The organism is Arthrobacter methylotrophus (assembly GCF_039539965.1).
Classification (GTDB): domain Bacteria; phylum Actinomycetota; class Actinomycetes; order Actinomycetales; family Micrococcaceae; genus Arthrobacter; species Arthrobacter methylotrophus.
Map to the genome: position 1 here is coordinate 1,331,525 of NZ_BAABED010000001.1, position 19,649 is coordinate 1,351,173.

General features: G+C 63.6%; 16 protein-coding genes and 1 riboswitch. Of the genes, 12 read left to right on the forward strand and 4 right to left on the reverse strand.

Annotation, left to right across the window (positions count from 1 at the left end; genetic code table 11):
* Positions 1 to 40: 40 nt before the first annotated feature.
* Complete coding sequence (locus ABD884_RS06545; RefSeq protein ID WP_345040637.1) at positions 41 to 655, forward strand: mycothiol-dependent nitroreductase Rv2466c family protein; 615 nt, start codon at positions 41 to 43, stop codon at positions 653 to 655.
* Between the two features lie 39 nt (positions 656 to 694).
* On the opposite strand, the gene ABD884_RS06550 is transcribed toward ABD884_RS06545, so the two are convergent.
* Together ABD884_RS06550 and valS are read right to left on the reverse strand one after the other, a co-directional pair.
* On the reverse strand, positions 695 to 1,570 hold the full coding sequence (locus ABD884_RS06550; protein WP_345040643.1) for an Fpg/Nei family DNA glycosylase: 876 nt from the start codon (positions 1,568 to 1,570) through the stop codon (positions 695 to 697).
* Between the two features lie 433 nt (positions 1,571 to 2,003).
* A complete protein-coding gene (gene valS, locus ABD884_RS06555) occupies positions 2,004 to 4,625 on the reverse strand; it encodes a valine--tRNA ligase (RefSeq protein ID WP_345040650.1) in 2,622 nt (873 codons plus the stop codon).
* A 63-nt stretch (positions 4,626 to 4,688) separates the two neighbouring features.
* Here valS and ABD884_RS06560 point away from each other — a divergent pair, with 63 nt between their 5' ends.
* The 7 genes from ABD884_RS06560 to ndk all read left to right on the forward strand — a co-directional run bounded on the left by ABD884_RS06560 (position 4,689) and on the right by ndk (position 12,431).
* A complete protein-coding gene (locus tag ABD884_RS06560) occupies positions 4,689 to 5,066 on the forward strand; it encodes a DUF488 domain-containing protein (protein WP_345040655.1) in 378 nt (125 codons plus the stop codon).
* Positions 5,063 to 5,701 (forward strand): class I SAM-dependent methyltransferase, encoded by a 639-nt coding sequence (locus tag ABD884_RS06565; RefSeq protein WP_345040663.1) that lies wholly within the window; start codon positions 5,063 to 5,065, stop codon positions 5,699 to 5,701. The genes ABD884_RS06560 and ABD884_RS06565 overlap by 4 nt, the downstream gene beginning before the upstream one ends.
* Before the next feature lie 9 nt (positions 5,702 to 5,710).
* Positions 5,711 to 6,469: an SDR family oxidoreductase gene (locus tag ABD884_RS06570; RefSeq protein WP_345040670.1), complete on the forward strand. Its 759-nt coding sequence runs from the start codon at positions 5,711 to 5,713 to the stop codon at positions 6,467 to 6,469.
* A 327-nt stretch (positions 6,470 to 6,796) separates the two neighbouring features.
* On the forward strand, positions 6,797 to 10,138 hold the full coding sequence (gene ileS / locus ABD884_RS06575) for an isoleucine--tRNA ligase (protein ID WP_345054638.1): 3,342 nt from the start codon (positions 6,797 to 6,799) through the stop codon (positions 10,136 to 10,138).
* A gap of 3 nt (positions 10,139 to 10,141) precedes the next feature.
* Positions 10,142 to 11,503, forward strand: a complete 1,362-nt coding sequence (locus tag ABD884_RS06580; protein ID WP_345040679.1) for a bifunctional folylpolyglutamate synthase/dihydrofolate synthase — start codon at positions 10,142 to 10,144, stop codon at positions 11,501 to 11,503.
* A 2-nt stretch (positions 11,504 to 11,505) separates the two neighbouring features.
* Positions 11,506 to 11,958: a DUF4233 domain-containing protein gene (locus ABD884_RS06585; protein ID WP_345040688.1), complete on the forward strand. Its 453-nt coding sequence runs from the start codon at positions 11,506 to 11,508 to the stop codon at positions 11,956 to 11,958.
* Positions 11,959 to 12,011: 53 nt separating this feature from the next.
* A complete protein-coding gene (gene ndk, locus ABD884_RS06590; RefSeq protein WP_345040695.1) occupies positions 12,012 to 12,431 on the forward strand; it encodes a nucleoside-diphosphate kinase in 420 nt (139 codons plus the stop codon).
* A 71-nt stretch (positions 12,432 to 12,502) separates the two neighbouring features.
* Here ndk and ABD884_RS06595 read toward each other — a convergent pair whose 3' ends face one another.
* Both ABD884_RS06595 and ABD884_RS06600 read right to left on the reverse strand, forming a co-directional pair.
* Positions 12,503 to 13,186 carry a vitamin K epoxide reductase family protein gene (locus tag ABD884_RS06595; RefSeq protein ID WP_345040701.1) on the reverse strand — a complete coding sequence of 228 codons (684 nt, stop codon included), beginning with the start codon at positions 13,184 to 13,186 and terminating at the stop codon, positions 12,503 to 12,505.
* 60 nt (positions 13,187 to 13,246) lie between these two features.
* Complete coding sequence (locus tag ABD884_RS06600) at positions 13,247 to 13,651, reverse strand: hypothetical protein (RefSeq protein WP_345040707.1); 405 nt, start codon at positions 13,649 to 13,651, stop codon at positions 13,247 to 13,249.
* 2 nt (positions 13,652 to 13,653) lie between these two features.
* Here ABD884_RS06600 and ABD884_RS06605 point away from each other — a divergent pair, with 2 nt between their 5' ends.
* The 4 genes from ABD884_RS06605 to rpmA all read left to right on the forward strand — a co-directional run bounded on the left by ABD884_RS06605 (position 13,654) and on the right by rpmA (position 19,605).
* Positions 13,654 to 16,812: an Rne/Rng family ribonuclease gene (locus ABD884_RS06605; protein WP_345040714.1), complete on the forward strand. Its 3,159-nt coding sequence runs from the start codon at positions 13,654 to 13,656 to the stop codon at positions 16,810 to 16,812.
* 132 nt (positions 16,813 to 16,944) lie between these two features.
* A riboswitch (TPP riboswitch) is annotated at positions 16,945 to 17,041 on the forward strand.
* Positions 17,033 to 18,553, forward strand: a complete 1,521-nt coding sequence (gene thiD, locus ABD884_RS06610) for a bifunctional hydroxymethylpyrimidine kinase/phosphomethylpyrimidine kinase (RefSeq protein ID WP_345040722.1) — start codon at positions 17,033 to 17,035, stop codon at positions 18,551 to 18,553. It overlaps the preceding riboswitch by 9 nt.
* 419 nt (positions 18,554 to 18,972) lie before the next feature.
* The gene (rplU, locus tag ABD884_RS06615; RefSeq protein WP_028267456.1) at positions 18,973 to 19,281 is read left to right on the forward strand and encodes a 50S ribosomal protein L21; all 309 of its coding nucleotides are present in this window, start codon (positions 18,973 to 18,975) and stop codon (positions 19,279 to 19,281) included.
* A gap of 60 nt (positions 19,282 to 19,341) precedes the next feature.
* Positions 19,342 to 19,605: a 50S ribosomal protein L27 gene (gene rpmA / locus ABD884_RS06620; RefSeq protein WP_003803426.1), complete on the forward strand. Its 264-nt coding sequence runs from the start codon at positions 19,342 to 19,344 to the stop codon at positions 19,603 to 19,605.
* Positions 19,606 to 19,649: the final 44 nt, after the last annotated feature.

The following is a 19,649-nucleotide window of genomic DNA, read 5'->3' on the forward strand; positions in this document are numbered from 1 at the left end:
GGTCAACCGCGCCCCGTACGTGCTATCCAAGGAGTTCCCTGTGCCCGCACAGACCGCCAACAAGGTTGATTTCTGGTTCGATCCCATGTGCCCTTTCGCCTGGGCGACGTCCCGCTGGATTGGCGAAGTGGAAGACGTTCGTGACATCGAGACCACGTGGAACGTCATGAGTCTCTCCGTCCTCAATGAGGGCCGGGAGCTGCCCGCTGAGTACGCCGAAAAGATGAAGCTGGGTTGGGGCCCTGTCCGCGTCATCATTGCGGCCCGAGACTTGCATGGAGACAAATACATCAAGCCGCTCTACGACGCGATGGGTGTCCTGATTCACCACGAAGGCATCAAAGACTTTGCCGAGGTCATCTCCAAGGCACTGGCTGAAACCGGTCTGCCGGCCGAGTTGGCCCGTTTTGCCGATTCCGAGGAATACGATGTCCAGCTGCGAGCCAGCCACGAAGCGGGTATTTCGCTGGTAGGCCAGGACGTCGGCACCCCGGTTGTTTCTGTCAACGGCACTGCCTTTTTCGGGCCCGTCCTGACCCGTATTCCGCGTGGCGAGGAGGCCGGCCGAATCTGGGATGCCGCGGTGACGCTGGCCGGGTACCCGCATTTCTTCGAGCTCAAGCGCAGCCGCACGGAGAGCCCCGAATTCAACTAGCCCGAATCCTCGCAGTCGTTTGAACCACGCACTGCACGGCTATTTCAGGAATCGCGACGTTCTGCGGTCCGCCAAGATCTTTCCGTTTGTCTGGCACCCGGGGCAGTACTGCAAAGCGGTGTCTGCAAAGGACACTTCGCGGATGGTGGTGCCGCACACCGGGCAGGGCTGGCCCGCTCTTCCATGAACCCGCATGGTGTTCCGCTTGGCGTCTTTGAGCTCGTTTGAAGCTTTCCCGACCGCGGCGGCGACAGCTGCACCCAAGACCCCCTCGATGGACTCATAGAGGACTTGGGTTGTGTCCCTGTCCAAGGACTTGGAAATGGCGAAGGGCGAGATTCTGGCGGCGTGGAGGATTTCATCGCTATATGCGTTGCCGATACCCGCGATGACGCTTTGGCTCCGAAGCAGTCCCTTGATCTGGTGCGAGCTGCCGGCAAGGATCCCAGCCAAAGTCTCTGCCGTGAATTCGGGGCTAAGGGGGTCCGGGCCGAGCGCCGCGATGCCAGGGACGTCGAGGGGGCTCCGGACCACGTAGATGGCGAGGCTCTTCTTCGTTCCGGCCTCGGTCAGGTCCACCCCCACGTGCGTTGAGCCCTCGCCCTTGGTGAAGCTTAGCCTCGCCGCGATATTGCTGCCACCCATCCGCAAATGGGTCTGCGAGGGTTGCTCTGTATAGCGCAACCAGCCGGCCTTGGCGAGGTGGAAAATGAATTGGATCCCCTCGGCGTCGAGACTGACGAACTTTCCGAAACGCTCCACCCCGACGATTTTCCGGCCCTCCAAGGCCGCGTAGGGCGGATCCGCCGTCTTGAGCACGGCGAAGGAGGCGATCTGGATCTTCGTCAGTTCGGCGCCGAGAAGATTCCTGCCCAGGAAGGCAGCTAGCCCGGCTACTTCGGGAAGTTCTGGCATAGCAACACTGTGCCACAAAGCATCGAATGGCCAGAACCTTGGGACACGTCAAACAGTCCGTTTCGACGTCCAGAATTACATGCCAGTAGTTCTTGAAGAGGGCTTGTGCTTGCTGGGGAGCGGGTCAAGAATAGTACTTACCCACTTCGAAAGAAGAGGGACACGGAAACCAAAGATTCAGTGATATGTGTCTGACGCAGCCTTCGGCAAAGTTGGATTCAAGCTACCAGTGACGAGGTAGGAAGACCTGAAAGTCGGAGGATTCCGCCAGACTGTCAGTCGTCACCGGACAGCCGAAAAGTCGAAGCCCCACCAACGGCTAAACGCTGATGGGGCTTCCCCTTTGCCCGAAAGCTTCCAAGCACTGCCCGAAAGCTTCCAAGCACTGCCCGAAAGCGTCCAGGCACCGCCCGGATACTTCGGGTCTTCGAGGCTATGCCTGAGCGGGCTCCTCGGCAGGTGCCAGGACCACGTCGCTCACCGTGAGTTCGCCGTCAGCGGCCACCAGTGAGATCTCCTGCGCGTTGGCTGCGGCCTTCAGATCGCCCAGGCCGGCTTGCAGCTGTGCAACAAAGGACTCTCCCGCGCTGATCGTGGCCCGGAGGACTTCCGTGCGCTGCTTGACCTTTGCCTCGGACTTGGCCTTGCGGATGCCGCTGAGGGCGATGCCGACGGTGCCCAGCAGTGTGGTGTCGCCGTCGACGATCTCCACGGCTGCCGGCCACGCCGAACGGTGGACGGAACCGGCACGCCACCAGCTCCAGACCTCTTCTGTGGCGAAAGGCAGGAACGGTGCGAACAGGCGCAACAGCGCATCCAGTGTGGTGGCGAGGGCCGCGAGCACAGAGGCTTGCTCCGTTTCGCCGGCAGCACCGTAAGCACGGTCCTTGATGAGCTCCACGTAGTCGTCAGTGAACTGCCAGAAGAAGGATTCCGTGATCTGCAGTGCGCGGGCGTAGTCGTAGTTCGCGAACGCCTGGGTGGATTGTGCCACGACGTCGGCCAGCTGCGCCAACAATGCCCGGTCCAAGGGGTTGCTCAGGACGGACAGGTCCGCGCCGACAACGGAGTTTTCCGTGGCACCCAGGTTCAGCACGAATTTCGAGGCGTTGAGCAGTTTGATCGCCAGTCGGCGGCCGATCTTCATCTGGGCAATCTCGTAGGCAGTGTCCGCGCCGAGCTTGGCGGAGGCGGCCCAGTAACGGACCGCATCGGAGCCGAATTCGTTCAGGACATCGGTCGGAACAACCACGTTGCCCTTGGATTTGGACATTTTCTTGCGGTCCGGGTCCAGGATCCAGCCCGAAATGGCGGCGTGTTTCCACGGTGCGCTGTCCTGCAAGGCGTCTGCCCGCACAGCGGAGGAGAAGAGCCAGGTACGGATGATGTCGTGGCCCTGCGGACGGAGGTCAAAGGGATAGACCTTGCCGAACAATTCCTCGTCACGGCTCCAGCCGCCCACGATCTGCGGGGTGAGTGAAGACGTGGCCCAGGTATCCAGGACGTCGGCGTCGCCGATGAAGCCGTTGGGTTGCTCGCGCTGGGACTCGTCGAAGCCCGGCGCCGCGTCAGCGGCGGGGTCCACGGGCAGGGACTCGTCGGACGGCAGGATCGGGTTGGCGTAGTCCGGGTTGCCTTGGGCGTCCAGCGGGTACCAGACGGGGATCGGAACGCCGAAGAAGCGCTGGCGTGAAACAAGCCAGTCGCCGTTCAGGCCCGAAATCCAGTTCTCGTAGCGGGAGCGCATGAACGACGGGTGGAACTCGATCTCGTGTCCACGCGCGATCAACCGTTCGCGGCGGTCTTCGTCCCGTCCGCCATTGCGGATGTACCACTGCCGCGATGTGACAACTTCAAGGGGCTTGTCGCCCTTTTCGAAGAAGTTCACCGGGTGGGTGATCTTCTTTGGCTCGCCATCCAGCAAGCCGGCGGCGTTAAGAAGCTCCACCACGGTCTCCTTGGCAGAGAACGCCGTCTTGCCGGCGATCGCTGCGTAGGCTTCCTTGCCGGCGTCGGTGGTGATCCACTCCGGTGTCTCAGCGATGATGCGGCCGTCGCGGCCCATGATGGCGCGGGTGGGCAACTGCAGCTCGCGCCACCAGGTGACGTCGGTCAGATCGCCGAAGGTGCAGACCATGGCGATGCCGGAGCCCTTGTCCGCCTTGGCGAGCGGATGGGCTTTGACCTCGAGCTCGACGTCGAACAGGGGAGACTTCACGGTCTTGCCGAACAGCGGCAGGTAGCGCTCGTCGTCGGGGTTTGCCACCAGCGCCGCGCAGGCGGCGAGCAGTTCCGGACGCGTGGTCTCGATAAAGATCTTCTCACCGTCAGCGGTGAAGAAGGGGTAGCGGTAGTACGCTCCGGCAACCTCTCGGTCCTCTAGCTCGGCCTGCGCGACGGCAGTCCGGAAGGTCACGTCCCAGAGAGTGGGAGCTTCGGCCATGTAGGCGTCCCCGGCGTTCAGGTTCGCGAGGAAGGCGCGCTGGGAGACTGCTCGGGACGTGTCGTCGATAGTGCGGTAGGTCAGGTCCCAATCTACCGACAGGCCGAGGGTCTGGAACAGGTTCTCGAAGACCTTCTCGTCCTCCACGGCGAGTTCCTCGCACAATTCGATGAAGTTCTGGCGGGAGACGACGTCGAAGTCCCGCTGGTTCTTCGCGGGCTGTGCCGGCGGGCGGTAGTCGGAGTTGTAGGGAATGGCGGGATCGCAGCGGACGCCGTAATAATTCTGGACGCGACGCTCGGTGGGCAGGCCGTTGTCGTCCCAGCCCATCGGGTAGAAGACGTTCTTGCCGGTCATTCGCATGTAGCGGGCCTGGACATCCGTCTGCGTGAACGAGAACATGTGGCCCACGTGGAGCGAACCGGATGCGGTTGGCGGGGGAGTGTCGATCGAATAGACCTGCTCCCGGGTGGTGTCCGGGTTGAACTTGTAGGTTCCTTCGTCCAGCCAACGCTGCGTAAGGGCAGCCTCGAGGCCCTCAAGGGCCGGCTTGTCGGGAACGTTGATGGGGGCGGTGGCGGGCGTGTCTGTACCCTGCGTTGATTCAGCCATGCGCCAATTGTTTCATGGCCCCCTTTGTTCCGCGGCACGCGGGCGTGCAGTAGCATGCGGCTCATGGCGGAACTCAAAGATGTTTTGGTGATCAAGCGCATCTACGACGAGGCGGACGACGGCGACGGTTACCGGGTTCTCGTGGACCGGCTCTGGCCGCGGGGAGTGTCCAAAGAACGCGCCCGTTTGGATCTCTGGCTGAAGGACATCGCCCCGTCGCCGCCGTTGCGGACGGAATTTGCGCACATGCAGGAGCGGTTCGAGCACTTCCGCCACGCGTACGAAGCCGAGCTGGAACAGAATCCCGCCGTCGAACAGTTGCTGGAACTGGCCACCGGAAAGCAGCGTGTGACGCTGCTCTACGGAGCCAGGGATCCGGAGACCAACCACGCCCGCGTGCTGCTGGAGTTCCTGCTGGGCGGCGGAGCGGCGGGCACATGACCTCTCAGCATCCGCGCTTTGCGCGGGCTTATGCCCGGGCGGTACCCGCAATCAACCAGCGCGGCGGAACTGAGCACCGGCGCAGTTTGCTGGCTGGCCTGCGGGGCCGGGTCATCGAGATCGGTGCTGGCGAGGGCTCGTCGTTCGGTCTGTACCCGGCCACGGTGGAACGCGTCCTCGGTATTGAACCCGATGACTACTTGAGGGGGCTTGCTGCGGCGAAGGCGAAGTTTGCCGACATCCCCGTGACGGTTGTTCCCGGCGCCGCCGAGAACATTCCGGCGGCAGATGGTGAGGCGGACGCCGTCGTGGTCAGCCTGGTCCTGTGCAGCGTCGTCAACCAGGCCACGGCCTTGGCCGAAATCCGTCGGGTGCTTCGTCCCGGCGGAACTTTGGCGTTCTACGAACATGTCCGCTCCAACCGGAGGGTGTTCGCCGTCGTCGAGGATTTGCTCACTCCGGCCTGGGAGCGCGTGGCCGGCGGCTGCCATCCGAACCGCGAGACCCTTCAGGAGATCTCAGCGGCCGGCTTTCAGGTCCTGGACGCTAAGCGTTTCGGGTTCTCTGCCGGGCCATTGTCGCCGCCGATCGCCCACATCCTTGGCCGTGCGATGTCTCCTGCTGAACCGCGTTAGGGTGGTGCCATGACTGAGGAAGCACAGACGAAGACCGCAGTAGTTACCGGCGCCAGCACGGGAATCGGCGAAGCCACGGTGCGGGCCCTCACCGCAGACGGCTGGAAAGTATTCGCCGTCGCCCGCCGTGCGGAGCGGCTCGCGGCACTCGGCGCGCAGACCGGCTCCGTGCCGTTCGCAGCAGATATCACCGACGACGACGACGTGGCCGCCTTGCTTTCTGCCGTTACCCAGGCCGGGGGAGCGGACACCCTCATCAACATTGCCGGCGGCGCACGTGGCGCAGACACCGTGGCGAATGCGCAGAGCGAAGACTGGGACTGGATGTACCAAGTCAACGTCCTCGGCACCCTGAAGCTGACCCGTGCCTTCCTGCCGATGCTTCGGGCCCACGGCGAGGGAACCGTTCTGAACCTGACCTCGACGGCGGGATTCACGGCCTACGAGGGCGGCGGCGGATACAACGCGGCCAAATTTGCCCAGCACGGAATGACGGGCGCCTTGCGCTTGGAGGAAGCCGAGAACAACATCCGCGTGATCGAGGTGGCGCCCGGACTCGTCCGTACCGAGGAATTCGCGCTCAACCGCCTCGGCGATGCCGATGCGGCCGCCAAGGTGTACGCCGGGGTCGAGAAGCCACTCACCGCGGAGGACGTCGCCGACGTCGTCAAGTACGCGGTCTCGCTGCCGCACCACATCAATCTGGACGAGATCATTATCCGTCCGGTGGCGCAGGCCGCCACCCATAAGCTGATCCGCAAGGGCTAGATTCCCGGCGCCCTACGCTCCATGCTGCCAAGTGGAGCTCGCGGCGCCGCTGCCGCTAGACTTGTGGCACAAGCTTTGACCCGGACATCACCGGTGAGCTTCCGGAAGAACGCCCCCGGCACCGGGGGTCAGTAGAACCGGACGGGTAAGCCCGTCACAGCAGCAATGAGCGGCCGTCGCCGGAACAGCTCCCTTCACAAGGAGCAGCGCCAGCGGCGGTAAGTGAGGTGGTACCGCGGTACCGGCGCTGTTGGAATCAACAGCCTGGGGCCGTCCTCGCATCCTGAATGAAACTTCGTGTTCACCGGCTCAACCCAGGATGAAGAGATGACGCATTACCCTAAGGCCTCCACAACGCCGTCCGGCACCTCCACGGGGGTGTCCGCCTCCGTGAAGTTCCCGGAGATCGAAGAGCGCATCCTCAAGTACTGGGATGAGGACGGCACGTTTCAAGCCAGTATCGACCAACGCAGCGCCGATCTTCCCGGTGGGCACCCCGGCAGCAACGAGTTCGTCTTCTACGACGGTCCGCCCTTCGCCAACGGCCTGCCCCACTACGGCCATCTCCTCACCGGCTACGCCAAGGACCTGGTAGGCCGCTACCAGACCCAGCGCGGCAAGCGCGTCGAACGACGCTTCGGTTGGGACACCCACGGCCTGCCCGCCGAACTCGAGGCCATGAAGCAACTGGGCATGACGGACAAGACCCAAATCGAAGCGATGGGCATCGACAAGTTCAACGACGCCTGCCGCGCCTCCGTCATGAAGTACGCAGATGAATGGAAGAGCTACGTCAAGCGCCAGGCCCGCTGGGTGGACTTCGACAACGACTACAAGACCCTCAACGTCGACTACATGGAGTCTGTCCTTTGGGCCTTCAAGCAGCTCCACGAGAAGGGCCTCACCTACAACGGGTACCGCGTCCTGCCGTACTGCTGGAAAGACGAGACCCCGCTGTCCAACCATGAGCTGCGCATGGACGACGATGTCTACAAGAACCGCCAGGACCAAACCGTCACAGTGACCTTCCCCATCAAGGCAGGAGAGTCGGAACTCTCCACGTCCCTCGCCGGCGTGCAGGCGCTCGCGTGGACCACGACCCCGTGGACGCTGCCCACCAACCTGGCGCTCGCCGTCGGGCCTGACATCTCCTACGCGGTGGTTCCGGCCGGTCCCAACGGCATCAAGGCCGCCTCCCCGGAGGCTCCGGTGACAGGCAGCTTCCTGTTGGCTGCCGATCTCCTCGGCACCTACGCCAAGGACCTGGGGTACGGTGATGGTGCCGATGGCGTAGCTGCCGCTACCGCCGCTGTCACCGCCAGCTACACGGGCTCCCAGTTGGCCGGCCTGGAGTACGAACCGCTGTGGGACTATTTCTCCGACACCGAGAAATACGGCACGCAGAACGGCTGGCGCTTCCTCGTGGCGGACTACGTCACCACCACCGACGGTACGGGCATCGTCCACCAGGCGCCGGCCTACGGTGAAGACGACCAAAGAGTCTGTGAGGACGCCGGTATCCCCGTGGTGCTTTCGGTCGACGAAGGCGCCAAGTTCCTCCCCCTGTTCGCGCATGGACCCCTTGCCGAAATCTCCGGATTGCAGGTCTTCGATGCCAACAAGCCGATCACCCAGGCCCTCCGCTCCGCCGGACGCTTGGTCCGCCAAGCCAGCTACGAGCACAGCTACCCACACTGCTGGCGCTGCCGCAACCCCTTGATCTACCGTGCCGTGTCCTCCTGGTACGTCGAGGTCACCAAGTTCAAGGACCGTATGTCCGAGCTGAACCAGGAGATCAACTGGATCCCCGGCAACGTCAAGGATGGACAGTTCGGCAAATGGTTGGCCAACGCCCGCGACTGGTCCATCAGCCGCAACCGCTACTGGGGCTCGCCCATCCCCGTGTGGCAGTCCGATGACCCGGAGTACCCGCGCACGGATGTTTACGGCTCGCTCGCCGAGATGCAGGCCGATTTCGGCCGCCTGCCGCTGAACAACGTCGGCCAAGTTGACCTGCACCGCCCGTTCATCGACGAACTGACCCGGCCCAACCCGGACGACCCCCGCTCTCCCGAAGAGGGCCAGTCCACGATGCGCCGCGTTGAAGACGTCCTGGACGTCTGGTTCGATTCCGGTTCCATGCCCTACGGCCAGGTGCACTACCCGTTCGAGAACCAGGAATGGTTCGACACGCACAATCCGGCCGACTTCATCGTCGAGTACATCGGGCAGACCCGCGGCTGGTTCTACATGCTGCACATCCTGTCCACGGCCCTCTTCGACCGCCCGGCTTTCCGCAACGTGATCAGCCACGGCATCGTCCTGGGTTCCGACGGGCAGAAGATGTCCAAGAGCCTGCGCAACTACCCGGACGTCTCCGAGGTCCTGGACCGTGACGGTTCCGATGCCATGCGTTGGTTCCTGATGTCCAGCCCCATCCTGCGCGGCGGCAACCTTGTGGTCACCGAGCAGGGAATCCGCGACGGCGTCCGGCAAGTCATCCTGCCGCTATGGAACGTGTACAGCTTCTTCACGCTGTACACGAACGCCGCGAACGGCGGGAACGGCTATGACGCCAAGCTGCGTTACGACGGCTACACGGACACCCTGGACCAGTACTTGCTTGCGAACACCGGGGACCTCGTTCGCAACATCACCTCGAGCCTGGACGCATACGACATTTCCGGCGCTTGCGATGAGCTGCGCAGCTATCTGGACATGCTCACCAACTGGTACGTGCGCCGTAGCCGGCAGCGCTTCTTCGACGAGAACACCGACGCTTTCGACGCCCTCTACACGGCACTGGAGGCCGTCTGCCGGGTCTCGGCATCGCTGTTGCCTTTGGTTTCCGAGGAAATCTGGCGCGGCCTCACCGGCGGACGTTCTGTGCACCTGGCCGACTGGCCAGAGGCATCACTGTTCCCTGCGAACCCGGACCTCGTCGAGGCCATGGACCGCGTCCAGCAGATCTGCTCCGCCGGTTCGAGCCTGCGCAAGGCCGCCAACCTTCGCGTTCGCCTTCCGCTGCAGGAACTCACCGTGGTGGCACCCGGCGCGGACGCGCTGGAAAGCTTCGCCGCCGTCGTCGCGGATGAACTGAACTTGCGCTCCGTCCGGCTCCTGGACGCCGCGACGGCCTCGCCGGAGGAATTCGGCATCGAGCAGAAACTTGTGGTCAACGCCCGTGCGGCGGGCCCCCGCCTGGGCAAGAACGTTCAGCAAGCCATCAAGGGATCCAAATCCGGCGACTGGTCTGTGCAAACAATCGACGGCGTTGCGGGAGTCGTTGTTTCCGGCGGCCTTGAGCTGGAACCGCAGGAGTACACCCTGGAAACCGTCGTCGCTGAATCGGCTGACGGATCCTCGACCGCTGTCGCTGTCCTCCCTCACGGGGGCTTCGTGGTCCTGAACACCGAGGTCACTCCGGAACTGGCCGCTGAAGGCTTGGCGCGCGACATGGTCCGTGCCATCCAGCAAGCCCGCAAGGACGCCGGACTCAATGTCAGCGACCGCATCCACACCACGGTTCTGGCCAGCCATGACGTTGTTGACGCCCTGCGCGCCAATGAAGACTTGGTCAAAACCGAAACCTTGTCCCTCAAGCTCGACCCCGTCGTCTCCGGCGACGCCGCCGAGCCGCAGATCACCGTTACCAAGATCGAGGCCTAGTACATGAGCGACGAATTCTCCGTGGAAAGCGTCTACGCCGAACTCCTGGGCCGCGCCCCGGAAAACAAGATGGAACCGCGGCTGGCACCCCTGTATCGGGCCATGGACGTGCTGGGGGAGCCCAACAAGGCGTTCCCGATCATCCATATCACCGGTACCAACGGCAAGACGTCGACCGCCCGCATGATTGAGGCCGGGCTGCGCGCACACGGCCTGAGCACCGGCCGTTACACCAGCCCGCATTTGTCCAAGGTCACCGAGCGAATCAGCATCGATGGCGAGCCGGTGTCGGATGAGACCTTCGTCCGGATCTGGGACGAGATCCACCCGTACCTCGGGATCGTGGACAAGGAACTCGAGGCAGAGGGCCAGCCCCGGCTCACTTACTTCGAGTGCCTGACCATCCTGGCATTTGCGATCTTCGCCGACCAGCCCGTCAATGTGGCCGTGATGGAGGTCGGCTTGGGCGGCATCACCGATGCCACCAACGTGGGCGACGGACAGGTTTCGGTGATCACTCCGATTTCCCTGGACCACACTGATCTCCTAGGGGACACCACGGAGGATATCGCCTACGAGAAAGCCGGAATCATCAAGCCCGGTGGCTTCCTCATCAGCGCTGCCCAACCGGTGGACGCCGCGCAGGTGCTTCTGGAGAAAGCGCGCGAAGTCGGCGTGCCGTTCCGCTTTGAAGGCGTCGAATTCGGCGTGGAGTCCCGCACCGTGGCCGTCGGGGGCCAGGTCCTGACCATCCAGGGCCTCGCCGGCCGCTACGAGGACCTGATGCTGCCCTTGCACGGCGCCCACCAGGCAGAGAACGCCGCGGTCGCCGTCGCCGCCCTGGAAGCGTTCCTCGGGGGCGGCGAGAAGGAGCTGGACGCCGATGTGCTCCGCGAGGCTTTCGGCAATGTCACCTCGCCGGGCCGTCTTGAAGTGGTGCGCACCGCTCCCACGATCATCGTGGACGCCGCACATAACCCTGATGGCATCCGCGTCTCCGCCGAGGCGATCGAGGAGGCCTTCAGCTTCAGCAAGCTGGTGGTGGTCATAGGGATCCTGAAGGAGAAGAACGCGGAGGAAATCCTAAGGCAGCTCAAGGAGTCCCTGGGTGGACTGGCAGAGGAGTTCTGTTTCACCCAGTCCAACTCACCGCGGGCCATCCCCGCCGCGCAGCTGGCCGACCTCGCCGTCGATCTTGGCTTCGGCGCGGACAACGTGCATATTGCCGAGAAGCTTGACGACGCCATCGAATGGGCCGTGGAAAGGGCTGAAGCCAACGATGACCTGGCGGGGGGGGTGCTCGTCACGGGCTCCATCACGGTGGTGGCCGAAGCGCGCATGCTCCTCGGAAAGACAGGTGCGTGAGCATGGCTAAACTCACCAAAGCCCAGCGGGAATGGCGGCCGGGGATGCCCAAAAAGCGCCGGTCCACCAAGGTGATGTTCGCTTCGACCGTGCTCCTCCTGGAAGCGTTCGTCGCGTTCTTCGCGACCTTGGCGGTCTTTGGCCTGAAGCGCGGAGAAGTGCCGCCGGCGCTGATCCTGAGCTTCGGCATCGCTTTGAGCGTCGTGCTTGTCCTGGCCTGTGCTGTCCTCAGCAAGCCGTGGGGCATCGGCATCGGCTGGGCACTGCAGCTGGTGCTGGTTCTCACGGGAATCGCCGAGCCTACGATGTTCGTCGTAGGGGTCCTGTTCGCGGCGTGCTGGTGGTATGGCATCCGGGCCGGCATGAGGATTGACCGCGAAAACGCCCAGCGTGATCGCGAGCAAGCCGAGTGGACCGCCGCGCACGGGGAAGACCCCACCGGGCAGTCCGCCTAAGCCGAACACCGTAAACTAGCTGGGAAACCCGCACACTCAACATTGGAGCAACCGTGAGCATTGAGCGCACCCTTGTACTGATCAAGCCCGACGGCGTCGCCCGCAACCTGAGCGGCAGCATCCTCGCCCGCATCGAGTCCAAGGGGTACTCCCTGGCCGAATTGAAGAAGGTCAGCGCCACCCGCGAACTGTTGGAACAGCACTACGAAGAGCACGTCGGCAAGCCGTTCTACGAGCCGCTGCTCGAGTTCATGCTGAGCGGCCCGGTTGTCGTGGCCATTTTCGAGGGTCACCGCGTCATCGAAGGCTTCCGTTCGCTCGCCGGTATCACGGACCCGACGACCGCGGCGCCTGGCACCATCCGCGGCGACTTCGGCCGCGACTGGGGTCTGGCCGTGCAGCAGAACCTGGTGCACGGATCCGACTCGGTGGATTCCGCCGAGCGTGAGATCAAGATCTGGTTCGGCGCGTAGTTTCACGCCAAGACCAATTCCGGAAGGGGCCCATGTTCACGCGAACATGGGCCCCTTCCGCTGTGTAGCGCTCAGTAACCGGACGTGCCGATGAAGACATTGATGAAGGCGAAGAAAATGCTCGCAATCACGGCAACGTAGAGCAGCGCGGAAATGATCCAGCCGGATTCGCCCAGGATCTTAGCCAGGCGGGCGGGCGCCGGAATGACACCATGCACCACATTCCTGACGGTCACGAACACGAAAAGCGGAATCATGCAGGCCCACACCACCATGCAGAACGGGCACAGGATGTGGATGACATACAGGGCCTGGAACCATAGCCAGACGATGAAGATGAAGCCCAGAGTCACGCCGGTCTGAAGCCCGATCCAGTACCAGCGGGCAAATTTGGCCCCTGCAAAGATCGCCATGGCAGTGGTGATGATCACTGCGAAGGCGACAATACCGATGAACATGTTGGGAAAACCGAAGACCGAACTCTGTGGAGTCTTCATGACGCTGCCGCAGGACACCCACGGGTTGACGTCGCAGAGCGTGACGTGGTTGGGGTCGATAAGAACCTGCAGCTTCTCCAGGACAAGTGCGCCGGATGCCAGCCAGGCAATAGCACCCGTGAGGAGCAGGAGCCACGCAAAGGGCCGGTCGCGAAGCATCCGCGGCACGGTCGCCTTGGCTGGGTCGCTCCCAGCGGGGGTTCTTCCCTCGCGACGGGCATCGTTGTTGGCCAGGTTCGGGCTGGCGGGGCTCGGCATGATGGGGTGTCCTTTTCTGGAGAAAGCGGCAAAGGGCCGGGGACTGCTCTTGGGAGGATTCTAGCCGCGGCGGCTGGGGGACGCCGCCAGCGAAGCTTGCGGCTCGGAAGCTTTTACAGCGTGGTTCCTCCCGGTAGTCCGGGCGTGTGAGAGAATGAACATGGCCGGAAGCCGATCCACATGCGGAATCCGGTCCGGTATCTTGTTCCCAAGACCGCCAGTCACAAGCAGGGCATGCCCAGGATCCAATGATTCCGGTGGGCTCGCAGAGGCAATGGACGGCACCTGGTTGTGGCAATAGAACAACGGGTTTGGAGCGAGGCCGGCTTTCCGTGGATGCCGCCCCCCATGCTGGTGCGAACCGGAAAGACCACTACTGACTTCTGTCAACGCCTGCGGGTTTTGACAATATTGCCCCTCTGGGCGCCGGATGTGGCGGTTGCGCAAGGGCAGGAGTGTTGCCACATATGGATATTGAGCAAGTTGTAGCCGCCGCCGAAGATGCGGCGTCCACCGAGACCACAGAAGCACCCAAGAAGGTCACCCGCACCCGCCGCAAGGCGGCGCCGAAGACGGCTGCCGCAGAGGAAGCTCCCGACGCCGGAGCTATCGCAGCGGCAGAGGAGCCGCTCGCCGAAGCCGCGGACACCGCAGAACCCAAGGCCCCTGTCCGGCGCAGCCGGACTCGAAAGAAGGTCGAATCTCCGGAGCCGTTGCCAGGTTTCGCGGAGGGAGGTTCTGCGGAAGCCGCCGAGGCTGCTGCGGTTGTCGAACCTGAAGTAGCAGCAGAGGCCGAAGCTGCTCCCGAAAAGCCGGTCCGCCGTCGTCGGACGCCGAGGGCAAAAGCCGCCGAGGAAACGCCCGTCGAAGAAGCGGCGGCCCCCGCTGAAGCTGCCGAAATACGGGCCAGTGAAACCCTGGCCAGTGAAATACCAGCAGAAGAGCCGGCCGCTGAGGCGGAAGCTACAAGCCCGATGGCTTCGCTGTTCCTTGAACCGGGCTCGATCACGTCAATGATCTTCCAAGCACCTGACCTGAGCACCGTGGTCAGGCCTGCCGTTGCCGAAGAGGAACCCGAAGCCGATAGTGGCGAGGACGTTGCGGAAGACAACGAACTGGACGACGCCGGCAGCCGCCGTCGTCGTCGCAGCCGTGGCCGTCGTGGCCGCCGGGGCAACGAGCGCGAGGAAGCCGCGGGCGAAGAAACGTCCGCCGAATCCGAAGACGAGACAGATTCCGGAACCGAGGAAGCCCTCGAAGAAGGAGTGACGTCCCGCCGGCGCCGGCGCCGGCGCCGCGGCGACCAGGACCTGGAGCTGACAGGCGGTGGAGACGACGATCCCCCCAACACGGTGACCCGGGTCCGCGCCCCGCGCGCACATGTGGAGTCCACCAGCAGCTCCGACCGCGTCACCAGCGTCAAAGGCTCCACTCGCCTTGAGGCCAAAAAGCAGCGCCGTCGCGAGTCCCGCGAAACCGGCCGCCGCCGCCAAGTCATCACCGAAGCCGAATTCCTGGCGCGGCGCGAGTCCGTCGACCGCCAGATGATCGTTCGCCAGCGCGACGACAGGATCCAGATCGGTGTCCTGGAAGATGGCGTGCTCGCGGAGCACTTCGTGTCCAAGACACAGCAGGATTCCCTGATCGGCAACGTCTACCTGGGCAAGGTCCAGAATGTGCTGCCATCCATGGAAGCCGCATTCGTCGACATCGGACGCGGACGCAACGCCGTGCTGTACGCCGGTGAAGTCAACTGGGATGCGGTCACCTTGGAAGGCAAGCCGCGCCGCATCGAGAACGCCCTGAAATCCGGTGATTCAGTGCTGGTGCAGGTCACGAAGGATCCCGTGGGCCACAAGGGCGCGCGCTTGACCAGCCAGATCTCGCTTCCCGGCCGTTACCTCGTATACGTCCCCGGCGGTTCCATGACCGGCATTTCCCGCAAGCTGCCCGACGTCGAGCGCAACCGCCTGAAGAAGATCCTCAAGGATCGCCTCCCGGAGAACGCGGGCGTTATTGTCCGTACCGCCGCCGAGGGTGCATCCGAGGAAGAGCTGACCCACGATATCAACCGCCTGCGTGCCCAGTGGGAAGGCATCGAAAGCCAGTCCACTTCCACCAAGATCCTCGCTCCCGAACTGCTGTACGGCGAACCGGACCTGACCATCAAAGTGGTCCGCGACGTTTTCAACGAGGACTTCTCCAAACTCATCGTCTCCGGCGACGAAGCATGGGACACCATCGAGGCTTACGTCACCTACGTGGCGCCGGACTTGGTGGGCCGCCTCGAAAAATGGACCTCCGATCAGGACATTTTCTCCGCTTGGCGCGTGGACGAACAGATCCACAAGGCCTTGGACCGCAAGGTCTTCCTGCCCTCCGGTGGTTCGCTCGTGATCGACCGCACCGAGGCCATGACGGTTGTCGACGTCAACACCGGGAAGTTCACCGGCAGCGGTGGCAACCTTGAGGAAACCGTCACCAAGAACAACCTTGAGGCCGCTGAAGAAGTGGTCCGCCAGTTGCGCTTGCGCGACATCGGCGGAATCATCGTCATCGACTTTATCGACATGGTCCTGGAATCCAACCGCGATCTCGTGTTGCGTCGCTTGGTCGAGTGCCTTGGCCGGGATCGCACGAAGCACCAGGTTGCCGAAGTGACCTCGCTGGGCCTGGTCCAGATGACCCGCAAGCGCATGGGCACCGGTCTGCTTGAGGTCTTTGGAGAACAGTGTGAAACCTGCGCGGGCCGGGGGATTGTCACCCACGACGAGCCCGTGGAACACCGCCGGGCCAACGTAGTGGCCGCGGAGCACCACCACCCGCGCACCGAATCGCAGCCGGCCACCCGCCCGGAGCAGCGCAAGCGCCGCCGCGGAAGGGGCGCAGGGCCTGCGGAGCTCCCGATGACGCCTCCTGCAGTGGTCCATACTGCCGAATCGACGGATCCGAGCCGACAGGCGGCTACCCGCGCCGCCCTGGCCACCATCGCAGCTGCGGCCCACGCTGCCCACCTGCACGACGACGAGCTGCACCACGCCGGGGAATCGCCGGCGGAGGGTCGCGAGGCTGAAGTCCGGGGCCCTGCGGCCGGGGCGGCTCCCGCACAGGCACCTGCTGCATCCAGTCGCGAGGAACGTTCGAAGCCGGTGTTGCGCTTTGGTGGCGAGGAAGTGGCGTTGCCCTTCGTTCACCATGAAGAAGAACCAGTGAGTCCCGCGCCTGCCATGAGCTTGGATCTCTTGGCACAGGCGTTTGCGGGCCTCGGCGAGGCTCCCGACACCGAAGCTCCCCATAGCGAAGCCCGCCAAACCGCTGCCCGCCAAACCGGTGCTCGCCAGGCTGGTGCGACGGCCCAGGAGGCGCCTCCGGCGACCTCAGTGGCCGGTGTCACTGCAGATTCCTCGGATGCAGGATCGCGTGGACGCCGAAGCCGCCGCAACCGTAGTGCCAGCCGGGCCCAGGGTGCAGCCAACGCCACCAACGTGGAGCACCACGAGGTGGCTGCAGCCGCCTCCGGCGGGGCCGCGCACGAGGCCAAGGCGCCCGAAGCGGCTCCGGCCAAAGCGACGGCGGCAGCAGAGCCGATCATCCTCGGCGTCGGCGTACCGAAGTCCGAGCTCTAAGAGCACGCCCTCTCCGAGGCCCCGGCCGTTACCGTTCCTGCGGTAGCCGCCGGGGCTTCGGCGTTCCCGGGCTCTTGACCGGACTTTTCACCGGACTTTTCAGCCTGTATCGCATGATCCGGGTTAAGCTGGGTGACTGACACGGGGTGCCGCGCACCAAGCCGGCTGAGACCAGACCCGTAGAACCTGTCCGGTTAGCACCGGCGAAGGGATGTCTCCTATGACTTCTTCAGCGCATTCAGCTGTTTACCCGCTAAAGGCCATTCAGCGTCCCGTTCCCAGGGTCCTCAGCATTGCGGGCTCGGATCCTTCGGGGGGCGCCGGCATCCAAGCCGACTTGAAGAGCATTGCGGCCAACGGCGGCTACGGCATGGCTGCCATCACGGCGCTCACGGTACAGAACACTCAGGGAGTCACCGCGGTCCATGTGCCTCCCGTGGAGTTCCTGCGCCAGCAGCTGGATGCCATTAGCGATGACATCACGGTCGACGCCGTCAAAATCGGCATGCTCGGCGACGCGACCGTCATCGCCGAGGTCCGCCGCTGGCTCGGCGAGGTGCGGCCCGCCGTCGTCGTCCTGGACCCGGTGATGATCGCCACCAGTGGGGACCGCCTTCTGGCGGAGTCCGCTGAAGCCGCGCTTCGGCAACTTCTCCCGCTTGCGGATCTGGTGACCCCCAACCTTCCCGAGCTGGCAATGCTGCTCGGAGAACCGGAGGCAAGCGACTGGACTACCGCGTTGGAGCAGGGCAAGCGCTTGGCTGCTGCCTGCGGAAACACCGTTCTGGTGAAGGGCGGCCATCTGCAGGGTGCCAGCTGCCCCGACGCCCTGGTCAACACCGGGGGACTCCTCAGCCAGGACGTGGTGGAAATCCCCGGTCTTCGGGTGGAGACCCGAAATAGCCATGGCACGGGGTGTTCCCTGTCGTCGGCGATGGCCACTGCCAAGGCGCGGCTTGGCGATTGGGAATCCGCCCTGCGTGTCGTCAAGCCTTGGCTTCAGGAGGCGTTGGCCCAGTCGGCGGTGTTGGACGTGGGGAAGGGCAACGGACCCGTCCACCACTTCCACGCGTACCAGCACTCTCTTCGGCCGGGAGATTTTGCGGTCCGGATGTGGGAGGCCGCCCAAACGGAACTTGCCGCCATCTATGGCCTGGACTTCATTCAGGGCCTACAGTCGGGCGGGCTCGACGAAGGGCAGTTCACCTACTACTTGGCCCAGGATGCCCTCTATCTCAATGGCTATTCCCGGGTTCTGGCGAGGGCAAGCGCCCTCGCCCCGAGTGAAGCCGAACAGCTGTTCTGGGCCCGCGGCTCGCAAATGTGCCTTGAAGTCGAATCGGAGCTGCACCGGAACTGGCTCAACGGACGTCAGGCAAGCGGAGAACGGGGTCCGGTCACCAAAGCCTACGTGGACCACCTGATGGCGGCGTCGGCGTCGGGCAGCTATCCGGTGCTTCTGGCGGCGATCCTGCCTTGCTACTGGTTGTATGCCGAGGTGGGGCAGCAGCTCCATCACGGCTATCTTGAGTCGGGAGCCTCGGCCGAGCATCCTTACGCGGAGTGGCTGCGAACCTACGCAGACGAGGAATTCGCCGAGGCAACCCGCAAGGCGATCGACATCACAGATGCGGCCGCGCAGGCCGCTTCCCCGGCGGAGCGCACGGCGATGATGGAGGCGTTTTCCGGGTCCTGCCGCTACGAAACCGCGTTTTTCGATGCTCCTCGGCTCCACGGCTGAGCCTGGTTCGTTGCGCCCCAAGACTCGGTGAGGGGCTATTTCGCCGGGCGCTGCAGCGTGTTGGACTGAGGATCCAAGCTTTTCCCGGCCGGCAGGGTATGGTGGACGGGCACGGTAGCGGACGGCGGCATAGCCTGTCTGTGGCAGCCATCACATGGCGGCCTCCGGGCCTGGCCTCATTTGCAGCCGAAGGCGAAACTAGCGTAATCTAGATCTTCGGTGCTTACGCCAACACTTGGGTTATGCCCCTAGAGACTTTTCTGTGAAACTAGCCTTTCATTCGGAACTGTTCGAGGGATGACTCATGGATTCCGTACCGGAGTCCACGGCGTTGAGGCACAGCGTGAACCAGGTCCGTTTTCGGATCGGGGTTCCGCACGCAAATTTAGTAATAAACGTCGAGAGAAGTGAGTGCCCAAGTGGTGTACGCGATTGTCCGCGCAGGCGGCCGCCAAGAAAAGGTTTCCGTTGGAGACTACGTAACCCTGAACCGCGTCCCCGGTGGAGCCGGCAGCACTCTTGAGCTGCCCGCACTGCTCCTGGTGGACGGTGACAAGGTCACCTCCGCCGCTGCGGATCTGGCCAAGGTCAAGGTTACGGCTGAGATCCTCGAAGACCTCCGTGGTCCGAAGATCGTCATCCAGAAGTTCAAGAACAAGACCGGCTACAAGAAGCGCCAGGGTCACCGTCAAGAACTGACCAAGATCAAGATCACCGGTATCAAGTAACTACTGGTTGTTCTTCAGGTTTTCAACAGATTCCCCAGAATTTAAAGGCAGGCATTTCAAATGGCACATAAAAAAGGCGCGAGTTCCACTCGCAACGGTCGTGACTCCAACGCCCAGTACCTCGGCGTGAAGCGCTTCGGTGGCCAGGTCGTTTCCGCAGGCGAAATCATCGTCCGCCAGCGTGGCACCCACTTCCACCCGGGCGCCGGCGTCGGCCGCGGTGGCGACGACACCCTGTTCGCCCTGCAGGCAGGTGCGGTTGAGTTCGGTACTCGCCGTGGCCGTCGCGTAGTGAACATCGTTGCTGCTGCAGCTGCAGAGTAATAACACGTTCTGAACGGGTGGAGCGGGCCGTATGGCCCGCTCCA